The organism is Algibacter marinivivus (assembly GCF_003143755.1).
In the GTDB taxonomy this organism is placed as follows: domain Bacteria; phylum Bacteroidota; class Bacteroidia; order Flavobacteriales; family Flavobacteriaceae; genus Algibacter_B; species Algibacter_B marinivivus.
On the sequence record NZ_QFRI01000001.1, the window covers coordinates 220,045 to 236,676 of the forward strand.

At 33.0% G+C, this 16,632-nt stretch carries 17 protein-coding genes; 7 read left to right on the forward strand and 10 right to left on the reverse strand.

Annotated elements, in window-relative coordinates; all coding sequences use genetic code 11:
- The first annotated feature begins 64 nt into the window (after nt 1-64).
- Genes DIS18_RS01075 through DIS18_RS01085 form a run of 3 tightly spaced genes read left to right on the forward strand, consistent with a single transcriptional unit; the run spans nt 65 to nt 1,599 of the window.
- Nucleotides 65-607, forward strand: coding sequence for an RNA polymerase sigma factor (locus DIS18_RS01075; protein WP_109352544.1), 543 nt, complete (start codon nt 65-67; stop codon nt 605-607).
- Nucleotides 608-650: 43 nt separating this feature from the next.
- Complete coding sequence (locus DIS18_RS01080; protein WP_109351200.1) at nt 651-1,145, forward strand: hypothetical protein; 495 nt, start codon at nt 651-653, stop codon at nt 1,143-1,145.
- A 7-nt stretch (nt 1,146-1,152) separates the two neighbouring features.
- The gene (locus DIS18_RS01085) at nt 1,153-1,599 is read left to right on the forward strand and encodes a sensor of ECF-type sigma factor (RefSeq protein ID WP_109351201.1); all 447 of its coding nucleotides are present in this window, start codon (nt 1,153-1,155) and stop codon (nt 1,597-1,599) included.
- A 9-nt stretch (nt 1,600-1,608) separates the two neighbouring features.
- Here the strand turns inward: DIS18_RS01085 and DIS18_RS01090 are convergent, their stop codons facing one another.
- From DIS18_RS01090 to DIS18_RS01135, 10 genes are all read right to left on the reverse strand, one after another.
- The gene (locus tag DIS18_RS01090) at nt 1,609-2,670 is read right to left on the reverse strand and encodes a WD40/YVTN/BNR-like repeat-containing protein (protein WP_109352545.1); all 1,062 of its coding nucleotides are present in this window, start codon (nt 2,668-2,670) and stop codon (nt 1,609-1,611) included.
- Nucleotides 2,671-2,783: 113 nt separating this feature from the next.
- Nucleotides 2,784-3,422, reverse strand: coding sequence for an SCO family protein (locus tag DIS18_RS01095; protein ID WP_109351202.1), 639 nt, complete (start codon nt 3,420-3,422; stop codon nt 2,784-2,786).
- Nucleotides 3,409-3,939 carry a toxin-antitoxin system YwqK family antitoxin gene (locus DIS18_RS01100; protein ID WP_109351203.1) on the reverse strand — a complete coding sequence of 177 codons (531 nt, stop codon included), beginning with the start codon at nt 3,937-3,939 and terminating at the stop codon, nt 3,409-3,411. The genes DIS18_RS01095 and DIS18_RS01100 overlap by 14 nt, the downstream gene beginning before the upstream one ends.
- Before the next feature lie 39 nt (nt 3,940-3,978).
- Nucleotides 3,979-4,773, reverse strand: a complete 795-nt coding sequence (locus tag DIS18_RS01105; RefSeq protein WP_109351204.1) for a YHYH protein — start codon at nt 4,771-4,773, stop codon at nt 3,979-3,981.
- 202 nt (nt 4,774-4,975) lie between these two features.
- Entirely contained in the window at nt 4,976-6,085 is a 1,110-nt protein-coding gene (locus DIS18_RS01110) for a YHYH protein (protein WP_245925553.1), read from the reverse strand.
- A gap of 12 nt (nt 6,086-6,097) precedes the next feature.
- Complete coding sequence (locus DIS18_RS01115; RefSeq protein WP_109351205.1) at nt 6,098-6,637, reverse strand: EF-hand domain-containing protein; 540 nt, start codon at nt 6,635-6,637, stop codon at nt 6,098-6,100.
- Nucleotides 6,638-6,761: 124 nt separating this feature from the next.
- The gene (locus tag DIS18_RS01120; RefSeq protein ID WP_109351207.1) at nt 6,762-8,216 is read right to left on the reverse strand and encodes a CotH kinase family protein; all 1,455 of its coding nucleotides are present in this window, start codon (nt 8,214-8,216) and stop codon (nt 6,762-6,764) included.
- A gap of 127 nt (nt 8,217-8,343) precedes the next feature.
- Nucleotides 8,344-8,898, reverse strand: coding sequence for a hypothetical protein (locus tag DIS18_RS01125; RefSeq protein WP_146191772.1), 555 nt, complete (start codon nt 8,896-8,898; stop codon nt 8,344-8,346).
- A gap of 2 nt (nt 8,899-8,900) precedes the next feature.
- Nucleotides 8,901-9,221, reverse strand: coding sequence for a hypothetical protein (locus DIS18_RS01130; protein ID WP_109351209.1), 321 nt, complete (start codon nt 9,219-9,221; stop codon nt 8,901-8,903).
- A 38-nt stretch (nt 9,222-9,259) separates the two neighbouring features.
- Complete coding sequence (locus tag DIS18_RS01135; protein ID WP_109351210.1) at nt 9,260-9,838, reverse strand: RNA polymerase sigma factor; 579 nt, start codon at nt 9,836-9,838, stop codon at nt 9,260-9,262.
- Between the two features lie 172 nt (nt 9,839-10,010).
- On the opposite strand from DIS18_RS01135, the gene DIS18_RS01140 reads away from it, so the two are divergent.
- The 4 genes from DIS18_RS01140 (at nt 10,011) to purL (ending at nt 16,592) form a co-directional block, all read left to right on the forward strand.
- Entirely contained in the window at nt 10,011-11,225 is a 1,215-nt protein-coding gene (locus DIS18_RS01140; RefSeq protein WP_109351211.1) for an RsmB/NOP family class I SAM-dependent RNA methyltransferase, read from the forward strand.
- Between the two features lie 36 nt (nt 11,226-11,261).
- Nucleotides 11,262-11,795: a hypothetical protein gene (locus tag DIS18_RS01145; protein WP_109351212.1), complete on the forward strand. Its 534-nt coding sequence runs from the start codon at nt 11,262-11,264 to the stop codon at nt 11,793-11,795.
- A gap of 284 nt (nt 11,796-12,079) precedes the next feature.
- Entirely contained in the window at nt 12,080-12,652 is a 573-nt protein-coding gene (locus DIS18_RS01150) for a cupin domain-containing protein (RefSeq protein ID WP_109351213.1), read from the forward strand.
- Nucleotides 12,653-12,932: 280 nt separating this feature from the next.
- Entirely contained in the window at nt 12,933-16,592 is a 3,660-nt protein-coding gene (purL, locus tag DIS18_RS01155) for a phosphoribosylformylglycinamidine synthase (protein ID WP_109351214.1), read from the forward strand.
- Nucleotides 16,593-16,632 lie beyond the last annotated feature (40 nt).

Consider the following 16,632-nt stretch of genomic DNA (forward strand, 5'->3'; position numbering starts at 1 on the left):
TTCATTAAAAATTAACATTAAACTTTCACTATATTTATTAGTCTAAAAGACTAAATTATTGTCTGTGATTGACGAAACACAACTCTTAGAACAACTAAAATCTGAAACCAATAAAAACCAAGCCTTTAAAACGCTTTTAGAGCTTTATAAAGAACGTTTATATTGGCACATACGTAATATTGTTAAGTCTCATAATGATGCAGATGATGTATTGCAAAACACATTTATTAAAATTTTCAAAAACATCGACAAGTTTAAAGGCGATAGTAAACTATTTTCATGGATGTATCGTATTGCTACAAATGAGTCTATTACTTTCATCAATAAAAAAGCAAAACGATTACAAATAAGTAATGAAGAGGTTCAGCAACTTGCCTTAAACAATTTAACTTCAGATGTTTATTTTGAGGGTGAAGCTATTCAGCTAAAATTACAAAAGGCAATTGCTTCTTTACCAGAAAAACAACAATTGGTTTTTAATATGAAGTATTTTGAAGACATAAAATATAAAGACATGTCTGAAATACTAGAAACTAGCGAAGGTGCGTTAAAAGCCTCTTACCATATAGCAGTAAAAAAAATAGAGTTCTATTTAACTAATAATTAAACCTTTTAATTAAGTATTAGTCAAAGAAGTAGTAACAAAGGAAATGAAAAACGAAAAATTAAAACATATTAAATCTACAGGCTTTAAAGCACCAAACGATTATTTTGAATCTTTTGATGAGAAAATTTTTAGTAAATTGAATACTGAAAGTCAGCTAGATTCAATTAAAGAAACTGGTTTTAAAGTTCCGGATGGTTATTTTGATTCTTTTAATGATGAAATTTTTAACCAGAAAGAATCAAAAGTCATTCAACTATTCAGTAAAAGAAATTTAATCTATGTTTCTAGTATAGCTGCTGCAGTTATACTGTTATTCAATCTTTCTATATTAGATAGTAAACCTACTTTTGATAATTTAGATACTGAAACAGTTGAGAATTATATCATTGATGAGAATATAACGTCTTATGAAATTGCATCACTTTTAACTGATGAGCACATTGACAAAGACATTACTATAGAACACAATTTTAACGAAGATAGTATTGAAGCTTATTTAATAGATAATGCTGATATAGAATCTTTAATGATAGAATAATTACAAGATGAAAACATTACTACCAATAATACTGCTGTTAGTTTCATTAAATATAACAGCGCAGCATAATAATAAAAGAGAACGCATCAAAGCACTTAAAGTATCATTTATTACTGAAAAGTTAGATCTTTCTGAAAAAGAGGCACAATTATTTTGGCCAGTTTATAATAACTATGAAGCCAGAAATTCTGAAATCAGATTTAAAGAAGTTAGAGCTATTAGAAAAGAGATTAGGGATAATATTGAAACTATGAGTGATGAAGATGCAAAAGCCCTGATTAAAAAACTTAATGATGCTGAAACGCGCATGCACAAATTACGGATTTCCTTTTCTGAAAAACTTATGGGAATTATTCCTGCTAAAAAAATCATTCAGTTAAAAATAGTTGAAGATGATTTTAAAAAGAAAATGCTTGAAGAATATAAAAAACGAAAAAAAGAGAGCCATAAATAGCTCTCTTTTTTATTTCATAAAAGTCAACTTAGATATTCTACCAGCACCAGCTGCATATGCCACAGAATCATTTAGAAATCGAATGGTATAAAAACCTTCATCGCTTAAATGTTTCCAAGTACTTCCAGAATCATTACTATAATCAATACCTTTAAAACCAATAGCTACTAATTCTTTCCCTTTTCTGTTTGGAATATATTGCACACAACTTCTGTATCCTGGGTTTTGATTTTGAGCTACTAAATCCCATGTTTTACCGCCATCTGTTGTTCTTATTTTATTAGCTGTATTATCATCAGGTTTGGTATAATCACCTCCAATAGCAAACCCATTTAATTCGTCATAAAAATCAATTGAATAAATACCTTCAGTTTCTTTTTCTTTAACTATTGGGGTATTAAACACCTCCCAAGTTTTGCCTTTATCTGGCGAATAGTATACCCGTCCTGCAGTAGTTGCAACCCAAGTATTATCTCCTACAATAGCAATATTAGTATCACTTGCAGCAAAAGCACCTTCGTTTTCAGTTCCTTTTGGTAAGTCATCACATAATAATTTTGTCCATGTTTCTCCTCCATCTCTTGTTATTATAACTGACAAACAACCATCTGTTGAATCTCCTATAGCTATACCTTCTTCATCGTTCCAGAAATCCATGGAATCATAGAAAGCTTTGGGGTGGTTTTCTTGGTAGACAAGTTTAATTGAATCAACATATGCATTATGTTTTTCACTTTTACTGTATTTGTATACAAGTGCTGGATTACCAATACTAAAAATGAAAAATGAATTTTTATTATATCCCGAAGACCTAAAAGAAGGAACTATTGTATCATATTTAATATTATCGATAACTTTAGATCCATTTTCTAACACAATCCCATATCTCCCGTCATTACAAGTGTAATAAACATTATTATCAACTAATTCAATTGCTCTAATACTTCTTAAAGAATCCGTCATAATATCTTTTACCCATATTCTTGATAAATCTCTAGGTTTAAACACTTCCTTTTTTCCGCAAGAAAATAAAATAATAATCGACAAAACTAGTAGTCCAAATTGCTTCATAATTTTCATATTTCTATAAAAATAGAAAAGCTCCATGAATAAATCACGAAGCTTTTCATCAAAATGTACTCGATATTTTTCAAAAAAGAAAAAAAATCGAACTATCAATCAAATCAAATCTCTTGCTTTAATATTTCTATATGGCGTTTTAATCGTTCTACATCAATCCCTAAAGTACCATTATAAACACCACGTATATAACCTTTTTTATCAACTAAAATAAAATTTTCAGTATGTATAAAATTGCTTTCATCTTGAGTCTTAACAAAATCCTCATCAGCAAAATAACCCGTTCTAGCTATATCATATAATTTTTCTTTTTCTCCAGTTACTAAATGCCATTTATTATCATTTACATGATTCTTAATAGCATATTTCTTTAATAATGGTACCGAATCTCTCCAAGGCATTACTGTATGAGATAATAGTTTAATATCTCTATCATTTATATAAGTTTTCTGAATATCCACCATGTTCTTTGTGAGTTTTGGACATATTCCTGGACAACTTGTAAAGAAAAAATCTGCGATGTAAATTTTATTTTCAAAAGTAGAATTAGTAACAATCTCTCCGTTTTGGTTTACAAAAGAAAATGGAGGGATTTTATGTTTTGGAGTATCCCATTCTGGAGTAAAATCTGCGGAATTAAAATATGGTAAGGCTGTAACTGAATGCTCTTTTTTTTCATCTTTACATGAAAAAAACAACATCAAAACAAATAAACCAAAACTTAAAACCTTATTTAATTTCATCTTTATTAACTGTTACTGTGTAACACTTTTTTAAGCCTATCAATCCAAATCTTTCTCCATTTACAACTTCATAATTTGCTTTAATAGTACCATCTATTTTCCACATGCGCTGCTTTCCTGATTCTTTTCCAGCTACATAATTAAAATCTCTAAAAATCTGTGCGTTTTTGTGCCACTCTTTTACATTACCATCAAACTCGCCTTTTTCATTAAAATGATATTCAAACTTTGGTGTACCATCTTCCCACCAAGATTTATGAATCCCTGTTTTATAACCATCTTTATAAAAACGCTCTACTAATTTATTTCCATTTTTATACCATTGGTTTTCAGAACCATGCTTTCTACCTTCAATATATTCAATTTTAGATTTTAATTTTTCAGGAGCATAATAAGACACTAAAACACCTTCAAAAGGAACTTCATTATAAAACAAAACCCCATTATCTAATTTCAAATTTTCATCTAAGGCATTCACATTTTTTTTATCTGAAGACGTATTACAACTCAAAGTCATCAAATAAATAAAGGTGATATAAAGAGGCTTTAATTTCAACTATCTTGATATATTTCCTGGTGTTCCAAAATAGCCATTACCATTTATGTATGGGTCTTCACTTGTAACGTGATAATGATAAATACCTTCAGGAAAATCTGTTGTAGGTCCAGTATGACCATGATAAATATCTAAATCGCTATTGGTTATGGCTGTGCCATTTTCAACAGGACCATAAACTGGAAATCCATCAGCTAACAACCCCAAAAATGCATCCTCACCAAACTGTTCTGTTAAATATGTTGGCTCGATATGATAATGATATTGACTCCTACCCGTTGGATGTCCTAAATACTGATCGAAAGAATTAATCTCATTAGTAAGTGGCGCACCTTCTGCAGCATATTGATTAAAAAACACAACACCGTTTCTTGAAATCCCTATTGGCCCCATTTCTGTAGCCTGCTTATTCGAAGCTTCAGTAGGGTTTAAAGTTATTGTGAATACAATATTTTGTTCAGCTATTTCATTTGGGTTTTTATTAAAGTTAGAATTTGTGCCATTATAATCTGCATAAAGTGGATTGTCCGTTGGCCAATACGGACTAGTATGATTTGGCAAATTTGCAGTTGTAAAAGTTACAGTATTTCCGTTTACTGCATAAGATAATCCTGTACCTTCAAATTTTGATAATATGCCTGAAATATTATAATCTGTATCTGTTTGCTCTTCCATTTCTTCTTGTTCTTCTTGGATAGTATCATCAGAGCTATCACTACTACACGAGACAAAAAATATTAAGAATATAAATACAATATAAAATATTGCTTTGGGTAATTTAAGTAGATTTTTCATAGTTTTTAAATTCAAAAAATTAAACAATTTTTAGTTAATTTTATAAGTTTGATATCATAATAATATTAAGCAAAAGTATAATTATAACCACAACCAATATAATTACAATTAAAGGTTTTTTCTTTACTTTCATGGGGTAAAATATTAATAGCTTTATATATAGATGCTATTTAATTAAAAAACTTGCGCAAACTCGAAAAATTTATTCGCTTCGTCTTTGGGTTCTATCTGGACGGGGCATATGCTTTAATTCAGATTGAACTAAAAATCCATCATTATTACTATCAACTTGAGAAAACATTGAAGCTAAACGTCCTTTAGCCTCAGCTTTTGAAATTTTTCCATCTAAGTTTACATCCATACGCTTAAATAACTGAGCAGTAGTTGGTCTACTTCTACGTTCTTCCAGGGCAACTTCTCCCATCAAACATCTACTTACATAAGGAAATTCGCTTGTAACTAAATACATGTACTTTCCGTTAATAGTAATACCGTTGCATTCATCTAAATCTCCTGAACCATCAACATACTCAAAATCTGATGTATAGGTTCCATCATGATGTCCACCAACAGATACATCTCTTGAATTTCGCCTCGTCTCATAGGTACAATCTTCTCCTTTACGAGAACCATCAATTAATTTATAACTCGATTTATATATGTCGCTTTTAGAATAATACATTAGAAAACCATCATGAGCAAAACCAACATGTACTAAATCGTTTCCAGAATCAAATTTTTCTATAACCGAAGTTGGTGTTCCATGATAATGATAAGCGCCTGTAGGTTGCACATGTGCATTATTGAAATCTAATCCTAAATTCACCAACTCTTGAAAAGCCTCAACACGATAATTTTCACCTGTATCACATTCTACTACCTCAGCGGTTCCAGGTTCAAACTTTACGCCATTTAATGCAACTCCCGGCTCTCTAACCCATTTTGGATTTCCAGTATATTTTGGATTTACAGGAAAACTATACGTTCGATTTTGGGCAGAAATTGTATTAGGATTTCCTTTTCTTGGATATTCACCTGTTTTATGATTTGGCAATGCATTAGTTACCATTTTCCGTGTTTTATCGCTTACTGTAACAGTTGTTTTAGCTCCAAAGTTTTCATCATCTATACTGTAGTCTCCAAAATAGTCATGCAACTTTACCTCCTCATTTTGGGAATGTGAATGCGAATCTGAATCATGATAGTGTAAGTCTTGGTTTTGATGTGAGTGTATATTTGAACCTTTATAACTATTGCAACCTAAAACAATGATTATAATTAAAACACCGAATAATACATATATATTTTTCACAATCTATTATAATTAGTTTCTACTCTGAGGTTTTCTTCCTTTGTTTTTAGATAAGAACGCCTTCAACTCCTCTAAGCTAATTTGATTATCCTTGTTTGTATCAATAGCTTTAAAATTCTTTAATATATGACGGTTACGTTTAGAACTTAACTCTTCTTCACTTAATAGTCCATCTTCATTTTTATCTGCCTTTTTAATAATTTTTTCAGGTGAAACACTTTTAGGTTTTCTATTCTCAAAGAATGATTGTAATTCTTCTAGTACTAAAAATCCATCTTCATTTAGATCAATTATATCAAAATCCTCAGATAATTTACCCCTCTTAGCTTTACTTGCTTCTTCTTTGCTAATCTTATTATCATTGTTAGTATCTAACATCGCTAATATTTTGGATGCATCAGGTCTTTCGCGTTGTTGCTGTCCTCCTCTTTGAGTTCCACCTCTTGAGCCTTGTCCGTCTCTTGGAGGCCCTCCTTGTCTTTGAGCAAAAGCGCTTAGACATAAAAACATTGTAAATACACTAATTACTATTTTTATTTTTTTGTTTATCATGATATTACTTTTTTACGTTATATTTTTTTAGATGCGTTTTCGGAGAAAAACTTGCACTTTATAAATAAAAAAGCTTCGTTTTAAATACGAAGCTTTTTAAAAACTAACTCAATCAAACTATTACTTATTCATTCAAATATGTATTCACTGCAGCAGTGCGAGAAGAAACATGGTTCTTTAACTGATTAACTGCTGTTTGAAAATCAGCACTAGAGTTTAAAAACGTATAACCATCAATTTCAGATGTTGCATATGGCTCAACTAAAGCAGCATAAGAATCATAAAGAGCTTGCATACTACTCACATTAAAAGCACCATCTATAACCTCTTGAAGATAGGTTTTATACTTAGCTTTATATACTTCATCTTGATACATATAACCAATTAGAGGCCATTCTGAAGTGTTTAAATCTGAAAAATCTAAGGCTAATGAACCTCCTCTTTTTCCATCTTGAAGCGCTTCATTATTATCCCAAGGAATCCATGTTAATTTACTTGTGTCTGGATTATTGTACAAGAAATAATTATGTGTCATTCGTCCATAAGTATCCCAGTTTTGAATTACCGTATTAACAGCTAAGTATTTTAAAAACACATCGGTATCAAAAACAGCCTCAAGGTTTGTTCTCCAAGTGGTAGCATCTGTTGTTCTAATATCGTCATTTATGGCTGTTAATAAAGCTTGTACATCAGAGAAATCGGCTTCATCTTCATTGGTTTTCTTTTCATATTCATCTTCATCAAAAGTACCTTCAGCAAAACTTGCTGCATCACCATCTGGTTTGTACAAATTACCATCATCATCAGAAAACTGTTCATCAATAACCGTATCATCAACCTCTTCTACCAAAGTATATAATCCAAAATATTCAGGTCCATCACCATGGTCAACAAAAAGTGTGTAAAATGCCGTATGAGAACCTACTAACCCTGCATTTCTAAATGCATCGCCAGCAACCTTTTCGCGTAACATAGATCTATCATCATAATTATTTTTAAGGCTTAATTTTTTAAATCCATAAAAACGTTGATTATCAATTTGCGGATAATCATCTTCAAACTCATCAAAATCTAATTTAAATGATAATTTCAAAATTCCATTTCTCCAGCTAGATTGTAAGCTAGAATTTCCTTTGAAGCGCACACCTACTCTATACCATTGTTTATCATTATAAAACACTTCTGCTGGAACAAAAATTGGATTTTCATCAGTCTCTAATAAACCGCCTCCTTGTCCTCCACCAGAACCAAAAGCACCATAAGTAGCCGTCATATCATTCAACATACTTTGCCAACGTGCCTCAGTAATAACAATGTCTAGTCTTTTTACAGTATTGTCTTGAAAAACTTCATTAAAATTTGGGTCTACATCTTTAGTGTGTGTTTCAGTGGTCCAATCTGTAGCTTCAAAATCAGCATCATCAATGACGACTTCTTCCTCCTCCTCTTCTTCTTCCATAATCTCTTCTGTAATTTCTTCTGTTTCAGAATCGTCACTACTGCATGCTATAAAAGTTATTAAACACAATGCTAACAATGAGGTCTTTGCTATTACTTTAAATAAATTAATCGTCTTCATATCTTTAGTTTTTATTGTTATAAATTTTTAGATGCCTTCATTTTTAAAAACTTGTGATGCTTGTTGTTAAAAAATTCACAAAAAAAAGACCCTCTATATTTTTGAGGGTCTAAATACTATTAATTTTTTAAGGTCGCTTAGGGGGTGGTCCATCACCATGAGGTCTATCACCACGAGGTCCATCTGGTCTAGGAGGTCTATTACCATTTGGTCCGTCACCACGAGGTCCTCTTTGATTTCCGGGGCCTTTATGAAGTGCATCATTTATAATTTTACTAAATTTTTCTTTTTGTTTATCATTACATAATTCTTGAACACTTTTAAAATGTCTATATACTTCTAAATCTTTTAATTTTTCTTTTTCACCAATCAAAGATGCAATAGAATCAATATTGGTGTCCTCAAAAGACGCATCAGACAATCCTTTAAATAACACATCTTTCAAACCACGAATATCATCTGAAATACCTCGCATGGTTCTACGGTGCGCTCTAGTCAAAGCTCTAAACTCTTCCTTTTGTGCATCATCAAAACCAAGTTCCTTAACCAAAAAAGCCCCAGGAGGTTTACTATCAACAGGTAATCGTTCCTTTTCTCCACCTCCTAAATAATTATAGAGAAAAAAAGCATTCACTACAATCAAGAAGATCAATAATACATATAAGGGTAAATTCTTTCGCATAATTAATTATTTAAAATTGAAGTATCCTCGTCACTAGTTAATAATCCATAAGACTCTGCAAACTCGCTCAAATTTTCATCGTAAGATGATGTTTCTTCAAGCTTAGTAAAAGCAATCACGTTTAAAACTACAACACAAACCAAAGTAGCCAATTGCAATTTTGGAGTAAACCAAGACCATCCTGTTTGCTCCACTTCTTTTTCAGCAAATAAAACATGCATTGTTTTATCCTTAAAAAATGGAGACACATTAACGGTTTCCATGTTATCAAAAACATTTAAAGTCTCGTCAATTTGGTTCTGTATGTTTCTATCTGTATCCATATCAAATATTTAGATGCAATAAATTTTAAAAACTTGCGTTATTTATCATTTTTATAAAAATTCTCTAAAAGCTTCTGTAAATTCTTCTTTGCACGAAACATTAAAGATTCCACAGAACTCACACTTTTCTCAGTAATATCACTAATTTCTTGGTAACTTTTACCATCCACTTTATGCAGCGTAAAAACTACTTTTTGCGCCTCAGGCAATTGGTTAATAGCATGAAACAAAGTTTCACTCTTCTCCTTATTTTCCAAGATAATTCCTGGGTGGTTCATCTCCGTAAAATAACTCGTTTTATCTACTGGAATAGCATTTCCTGTAATCGATTGCATAAACCCAAACCGCTTTTTCGTGTTGCGCTTTCTTATAAATTCCAAACATTTATTAGTTGCAATCCTATAAATCCAAGTCGATAATTTCGAGTTCCCTTTAAACTTACCAATCGAGTTAAATACTTCTACAAAAACCTCCTGTGCAATATCCTCAGCATCTTCTTTATTGGGTACAAACGATATACAGGTAGCAAACACCTTTTGCTGAAAATCATCCAACAACTTTCCATACGCATTAGCGTTATGGTTCCGTAATCCCTCAATAAATTTGTTTTCAGTCAAAAAAAATAATTTAAACTTATTTTAAGTTTAGATGCTTAAAAAAATAAAAACTTGCGCTAGGTTATAGAAGTTTTTCAAATGTATATAAAATGCTATTAGGTAATGAAATAAGTTATTAACCAGTTATCAAATACACATTTATAATGTACCTTTGCACCCTCAATAAAATACCATGCGATTACACAGAAACCTTTGCTTTGCCGTTATAGACGGATTAACACAAATCTTCAACGAAGGGCAATACGCTGACAAAGTGATTCAGCAATTACTAAAGCGCGATAAACGTTGGGGCTCTCGCGATAGAGGCTTTGTAGCGGAAACCGTTTACGACATTGTACGTTGGAAACGCCTATATGCAGAAATAGCAGAAGTAAAAGAACCTTTTGATCGTGATAATCTATGGCGCATGTTTGCCGTTTGGGCAACACTAAAAGGTATTACATTACCAGACTGGAAATATTTTGAAAACACCCCAACCCGTAAAATAAAAGGACGTTTTGATGAACTCTCTAAAGTTAGAAAACTTAGAGAATCCATTCCTGATTGGATTGATGAAGTTGGTCTAGCAGAATTAGGAGAATCAAAATGGACTAAAGAAATAGCAATGCAAAATGAAAAAGCAGATGTTATTTTAAGAACCAACACCCTAAAAATTACAAAAGAGAAATTACAGAATATATTAGCTGATGAAGGTATAGACACCGAATTTATAAAAGGCTACGACGCTGCATTAAAATTGGTTGAGCGTGCCAATGTATTTGTAACCGATGCCTTTAAAAAAGGCTATTTTGAGGTGCAAGATGCCTCCTCACAATTAGTAGCCGATTTTCTAGATGTAGCACCAGGTATGAAAGTGGTAGACACCTGTGCAGGCGCAGGCGGTAAAACATTACACATAGCCTCTTTAATGGAAAACAAAGGGCAAATTGTGGCTATGGATATTTACGAAAGCAAGCTTAAAAAACTAAAAGTAAGAGCCCGTAGAAACGGTGTACATAACGTCGATTTAAAAGTAATTGATTCTACAAAGCCAATCAAAAAATTATACAATAAGGCCGACCGCGTTTTAATAGACGCCCCATGTTCAGGATTAGGCGTTTTACGTAGAAACCCAGATGCTAAATGGAAACTAGAACCCGAGTTTCTAGATAAAATTAGAATTACCCAACAAGAGGTGTTACAACAATATTCTAGAATGGTAAAAGAAGGTGGTAAATTGGTATATGCTACCTGTTCTGTATTACCATCAGAAAACCAAAACCAAGTCAAAGCCTTTTTAAAATCTGAAGGTGGTGCAAATTTTGAGTTGGTAAAAGACAAAAAAATTCTAGCTCACGAAAATGGTTATGATGGGTTTTATATGGCTTTGATGGAACGTAAAGCGTAATTTCAATACCAATTAAATGGTTTAAGAATGTTTAGTATGACAAAATTTTCAAAGCACATATTTTCAATAGTTGTATTATTAATTTTATTTAGCTGTTCTTCTAAAGATGAGTGTAAAAAAGATATAATTGTTCAATATGAACAAACAATATCTGGACCTTCAGGAACAACTTTCATACCTGAAATCACACAAGAAGTTCCCTGTGATTTTCCTGAACCAGAAATAGTTGATCCTAACTTAGTTGAAGGAAGTGAATTAGAAAATTTTACCTACGATGTAATCAGTTTCAATTATACGCCAGATACAGGTAATAATACAAGCAAAGTTCAGTTTGAAATAAAATTAAATAACAACAATAACTTTATTGCAAAAGGCTATCCTATTTTAAGGATTGAAGCTGATGGAATTGTCTTTTCTTCAAGCTACCAACAAGATGCTATTACACGTTGTAACGAAATTTCAGCAAACTCTAGTTGTACTTTTACTCTTGATAAAGAGTATCCCATATTACCAAACATACCACAACCAAGTGAATATAAATTAGTTTCTGTCACTTATCTTACCCTCTAAAGAACAAAAAATCTAGCCCACGAAAATGGTTATGACGGTTTTTATATGGCGTTGTTGGAACGTAAAGGGAAATCTCTTATCATTCTGAACTTGTTTCAGAATCTCTTCATTCTTAATAAATAAGTTAGATCAAAGTGTATAATTAATTTCAAGTGCTCGAGTGCTTAAAAACTCAAAAGATTTTCAAAAAAATTCATTTTCTTTTATTAACTTTCCTCCTAGCTACCATAACGTTATCATTGTTATGTTAGTAGTAATATTAACCAACCAAACATCTCATCATTATGAATCGTAAAGATTTTATTAAATCGTCTGCACTTAGCATTGGTGCTTTTTCTTTAATCCCCATGGTAAATGCTTGTAAAACTGAAACTAAAAACGAAACTGTTGTAGAACCTACAGCTCCTGAAGTTGAAGAACTGCTAAACCCAAAAATTGTAAAAAATAGCGAGGGTAAGGTTTTGAATGTTTTGGGAGATAATCAAAACATTAAATTAACAGGTAAAGACACTAACGGACAATACACGCTAATAGAACAAAACAATTTACCTGGTGTTGGTATCCCACCGCATGTGCACGAAAACGAGGATGAAGTATTCCAAGTTTTAGAAGGACAAGTAGAAATGCATGTTGGAGATAAAACGACAACTCTATATGCTGGTGACCTTATTTTTTGTCCTAAAGGTGTACCACATTCTTGGAGAGTTGTTGGAGAAGAAAAAGCCAGAGCTATGTTGAGCATTTTTCCTGCCGGATTAGAGGGTATGTTTCAAGAATTATCTGAATTGCCTGCTGGACCTCCAGATATGAAAAAAGTAAGTGAGATTTGCGGGCGCTATAAATTAAGATTTGTTTAAATAAATAGTTTCTTGCCTTGGCAGGAATGACAAAAAATAGGACTGCGCTATGACTTTGACAGATGGTTGCGTTAGGGATTGAGCGGCATGTTTGAAATCCCCGACTTAGGAGGGATTGAGTAGCGGAAAGCCCGACCCTTTTAGGGTAACGCCCAAAACAAAAAAATAGTTGTTGAAAATACTGTTAATAACAGCTTCTGGTTTCGTAAAAAAAACAACATTGAATCGTGAAAAAAGTGTATTTTTGCACTTTCTTTAAACACATACAAATTAAGACCTAATGATTCATTTCTTTGGAAACGTAACCAGCAAAGTTTTTGCTGTTCAAACAACAAAAGAATTATCAACTGAAACCATCTCTAAATTAACGTGGCTTTTTGGCAACCAAGCAAAAATTAAGCAAGCATCTTTGGATGCTTTTTTTGTTGGCCCTCGTGCAGCTATGATTACGCCTTGGAGTACGAATGCGGTGGAAATTACCCAAAATATGGGAATTACCGATATTATTAGAATTGAGGAATTTAAAGCGGTTGCTGAGGATTTTAAGGATTTTGACCCAATGATTTCGGAGAAATTTAATGGTTTGAATCAAGAGAGTTTTACTATTGATATTAAGCCTGAACCGATTTTAAATATTGAGGATATTGCGGCTTATAATGTGCAGGAAGGCTTATCGTTAAGTGATGAAGAGGTTGCGTATTTAGATGGTGTGGCGAAGAAAATTGGGAGACCGTTAACGGACTCTGAAGTGTTTGGGTTTTCGCAAGTGAACTCGGAACATTGTAGACATAAAATTTTTAACGGGACGTTTGTGATTGATGGTGAAGAAAAACCTACCTCGTTATTTAAATTAATTAAAGAAACATCGAAACAACATCCTAACGATATTGTTTCGGCTTATAAAGATAATGTGGCTTTTATTAAAGGCCCGAAAGTGGAACAGTTTGCACCAAAACGTGCCGATGTTCCTGATTATTACACTACTGAAGATTTTGATTCTGTAATTTCTTTGAAAGCAGAAACACACAACTTCCCTACTACTGTTGAGCCTTTTAACGGTGCTGCAACGGGTTCTGGTGGTGAAATTAGAGATAGACTTGCTGGTGGAAAAGGCTCTTTACCTTTAGCAGGAACTGCTGTTTATATGACATCGTATTCCAGACTTGAAGAAAACAGACCTTGGGAACATGGTGTTTCAGAACGCGATTGGTTATACCAAACGCCAATGGATATTTTAATAAAAGCATCGAACGGTGCATCAGACTTTGGAAACAAATTTGGGCAACCATTAATCTGTGGTTCTGTATTGACTTTTGAGCATGAAGAAGATGCTAGAAAATTAGGGTTTGACAAAGTGATTATGCAAGCTGGTGGTATTGGCTACGGCAAAGCAAATCAAGCTTTAAAAGACACCCCAAAAACGGGTGATAAAATAGTAATTCTTGGTGGTGAAAATTACCGTATTGGTATGGGTGGTGCTGCGGTATCATCGGCAGATACTGGTGCTTTTGCTTCAGGTATTGAATTAAATGCGGTACAGCGTTCTAACCCAGAAATGCAAAAACGTGCTGCCAATGCGGTACGTGGTATGGTAGAAAGTGATGAGAATTTTATCGTTTCTATTCACGATCATGGTGCTGGTGGACATTTAAATTGCTTATCTGAACTCGTTGAAGATACTGGCGGAAAAATTGATTTAGATGCTTTACCTGTTGGAGACCCTACGCTTTCTGATAAAGAAATTATTGGTAACGAATCTCAAGAACGTATGGGATTGGTTATTGGAGAAAAACATATCGACACCTTACATAAAATTGCAGACCGTGAACGTTCGCCAATGTATACCGTTGGTGATGTTACTGGAGACGACCGTTTTACTTTTCAGTCTAAAACCAAAGGCAACAAGCCAATGGATTTGGCTATGGAAGATATGTTTGGAAGTTCGCCAAAAACGGTGATGACAGACAACACCGTTAAAAGAAATTACAGCAATGTTGCTTATAACTCTGATAATTTCAATGATTATTTAGAGCAAGTGTTACAACTAGAAGCGGTAGCTTGTAAAGATTGGTTAACAAATAAAGTAGACCGTTGTGTTGGTGGTAAAGTAGCAAAACAACAATGCGTTGGTCCATTACAAATTCCTTTAAACAATGTTGGCGTAATGGCGTTGGATTATAAAGGCAAAGAAGGTATTGCCACTTCTATTGGGCACTCTCCTATTTCTGGATTAATTAATCCTGTTGCTGGAAGTAGAAATTCAATTACTGAATCGCTTACCAATATTATTTGGGCGCCTTTAAAAGATGGGTTACAGTCTGTTTCTCTTTCTGCAAACTGGATGTGGCCTTGTAAAAATGAAGGTGAAGATGCGCGTTTATACGAAGCTGTTGAAGCGATTTCAGAATTCTCAATTGATTTAGGTATTAATGTGCCTACCGGAAAGGATTCCTTATCTATGAAGCAGAAATATCCTAATGAGGATGTGATTTCTCCTGGTACAGTTATTATTTCGGCAGCAGCCAATTGTAACGATATATCTAAAGTTGTAGAGCCTGTTTTTAATAAAAATGGTGGCGCTATTTATTATATAAACATCTCACAAGATGATTTTAAATTAGGTGGTAGCTCTTTTGCGCAAGTGCTTAATAAAATTGGAAATGATGCGCCAAATGTTAAAGATGCTGGGTATGTTAAAAATGTATTTAACACCATCCAAGATTTAATAAGAAACGAACACATTGTTGCTGGCCACGATGTGGCTTCTGGCGGTTTAATTACTACTTTATTAGAACTATGTTTTGCAGACATCAATTTAGGTGCTGAATTAGATCTTTCTGCTTTAGCTGAAAACGATTCGTTTAAGTTATTGTTTTCTGAAAATGCTGGTATTGTAATTCAGGCTAAAGATACTTCGATAGAGCAAGTTTTAGCTGATGCTAATATTGAATTTTTTAACATAGGAAACGTTACTGAAAGTGATACGTTAAGCATAATTAATAATGCTGATGTATTTACATTAACCGTTTCAAGATTGCGTGATGTTTGGTATAAAACATCGTTCTTACTAGACCAAAAGCAAACAGCGAATGGTTTAGCCCAAGACCGTTTTGATAATTATAAAAATCAACCTTTACAATTTACTTTCCCAAAACATTTTACGGGTAAATTACCTGTAACTGGAAGTTATAGACCAAAAGCTGCCATACTTCGTGAAAAAGGTTCAAACTCTGAACGTGAAATGGCAAATGCTATGTATTTAGCTGGTTTTGATGTGAAAGATGTACACATGACCGATTTAATTTCTGGTCGTGAAACCTTAGAAGATATTAAGTTTTTAGGCGCTGTTGGTGGTTTCTCCAACTCTGATGTTTTAGGTTCCGCTAAAGGTTGGGCAGGTGCTATTAAATACAACGAAAAAGCAAATAAAGCTATTAAGAACTTCTTTGATAGAGAAGATACATTATCTGTTGGTATTTGTAATGGTTGTCAGTTATTCATGGAATTAGAAGAAATAAATCCAGACCATGAGATTCACGGAAAAATGCATCATAACGATTCTCATAAACATGAAAGTTCTTTTACTTCTGTAAAAATTCAAGAGAATAACTCAGTAATGCTTTCTAAACTTGCTGGCACTACTTTAGGGGTTTGGATTTCGCATGGTGAAGGGAAATTTAATCTACCTTACACTGAAGACAAATATCATATTGTTGCTAAGTATGGTTATGAAGGTTATCCTCATAATCCTAACGGTTCAGATTTTAATACGGCGATGATGAGTGATAAAACGGGGCGCCATTTAGTAACCATGCCACACATTGAGCGTTCTACATTCCAATGGAATTGGGCTAATTATCCTGATGGACGAAAAGACGAAGTTTCGCCTTGGTTAGAGGCTTTTGTTAATGCTAGATTGTGGATTGAAAATTATAGTTAATTTCATATAAACTAGATATAAAAAAACTATAGCTTGCAGT

Excerpts from the sequence above, each read along its gene's own strand:
- purL (WP_109351214.1), top strand. The coding sequence starts at position 12,933 with ATGATTCATTTCTTTGGAAACGTAACCAGCAAAGTTTTTGCTGTTCAA.
- DIS18_RS01145 (WP_109351212.1), top strand. The coding sequence starts at position 11,262 with ATGACAAAATTTTCAAAGCACATATTTTCAATAGTTGTATTATTAATT.
- DIS18_RS01150 (WP_109351213.1), top strand. The coding sequence starts at position 12,080 with ATGAATCGTAAAGATTTTATTAAATCGTCTGCACTTAGCATTGGTGCT.
- DIS18_RS01100 (WP_109351203.1), bottom strand. The coding sequence starts at position 3,939 with ATGACTTTGAGTTGTAATACGTCTTCAGATAAAAAAAATGTGAATGCC.
- DIS18_RS01140 (WP_109351211.1), top strand. The coding sequence starts at position 10,011 with ATGCGATTACACAGAAACCTTTGCTTTGCCGTTATAGACGGATTAACA.
- DIS18_RS01130 (WP_109351209.1), bottom strand. The coding sequence starts at position 9,221 with ATGGATACAGATAGAAACATACAGAACCAAATTGACGAGACTTTAAAT.
- DIS18_RS01090 (WP_109352545.1), bottom strand. The coding sequence starts at position 2,670 with ATGAAGCAATTTGGACTACTAGTTTTGTCGATTATTATTTTATTTTCT.
- DIS18_RS01080 (WP_109351200.1), top strand. The coding sequence starts at position 651 with ATGAAAAACGAAAAATTAAAACATATTAAATCTACAGGCTTTAAAGCA.
- DIS18_RS01085 (WP_109351201.1), top strand. The coding sequence starts at position 1,153 with ATGAAAACATTACTACCAATAATACTGCTGTTAGTTTCATTAAATATA.
- DIS18_RS01105 (WP_109351204.1), bottom strand. The coding sequence starts at position 4,773 with ATGAAAAATCTACTTAAATTACCCAAAGCAATATTTTATATTGTATTT.
- DIS18_RS01125 (WP_146191772.1), bottom strand. The coding sequence starts at position 8,898 with ATGCGAAAGAATTTACCCTTATATGTATTATTGATCTTCTTGATTGTA.
- DIS18_RS01115 (WP_109351205.1), bottom strand. The coding sequence starts at position 6,637 with ATGATAAACAAAAAAATAAAAATAGTAATTAGTGTATTTACAATGTTT.
- DIS18_RS01120 (WP_109351207.1), bottom strand. The coding sequence starts at position 8,216 with ATGAAGACGATTAATTTATTTAAAGTAATAGCAAAGACCTCATTGTTA.
- DIS18_RS01095 (WP_109351202.1), bottom strand. The coding sequence starts at position 3,422 with ATGAAATTAAATAAGGTTTTAAGTTTTGGTTTATTTGTTTTGATGTTG.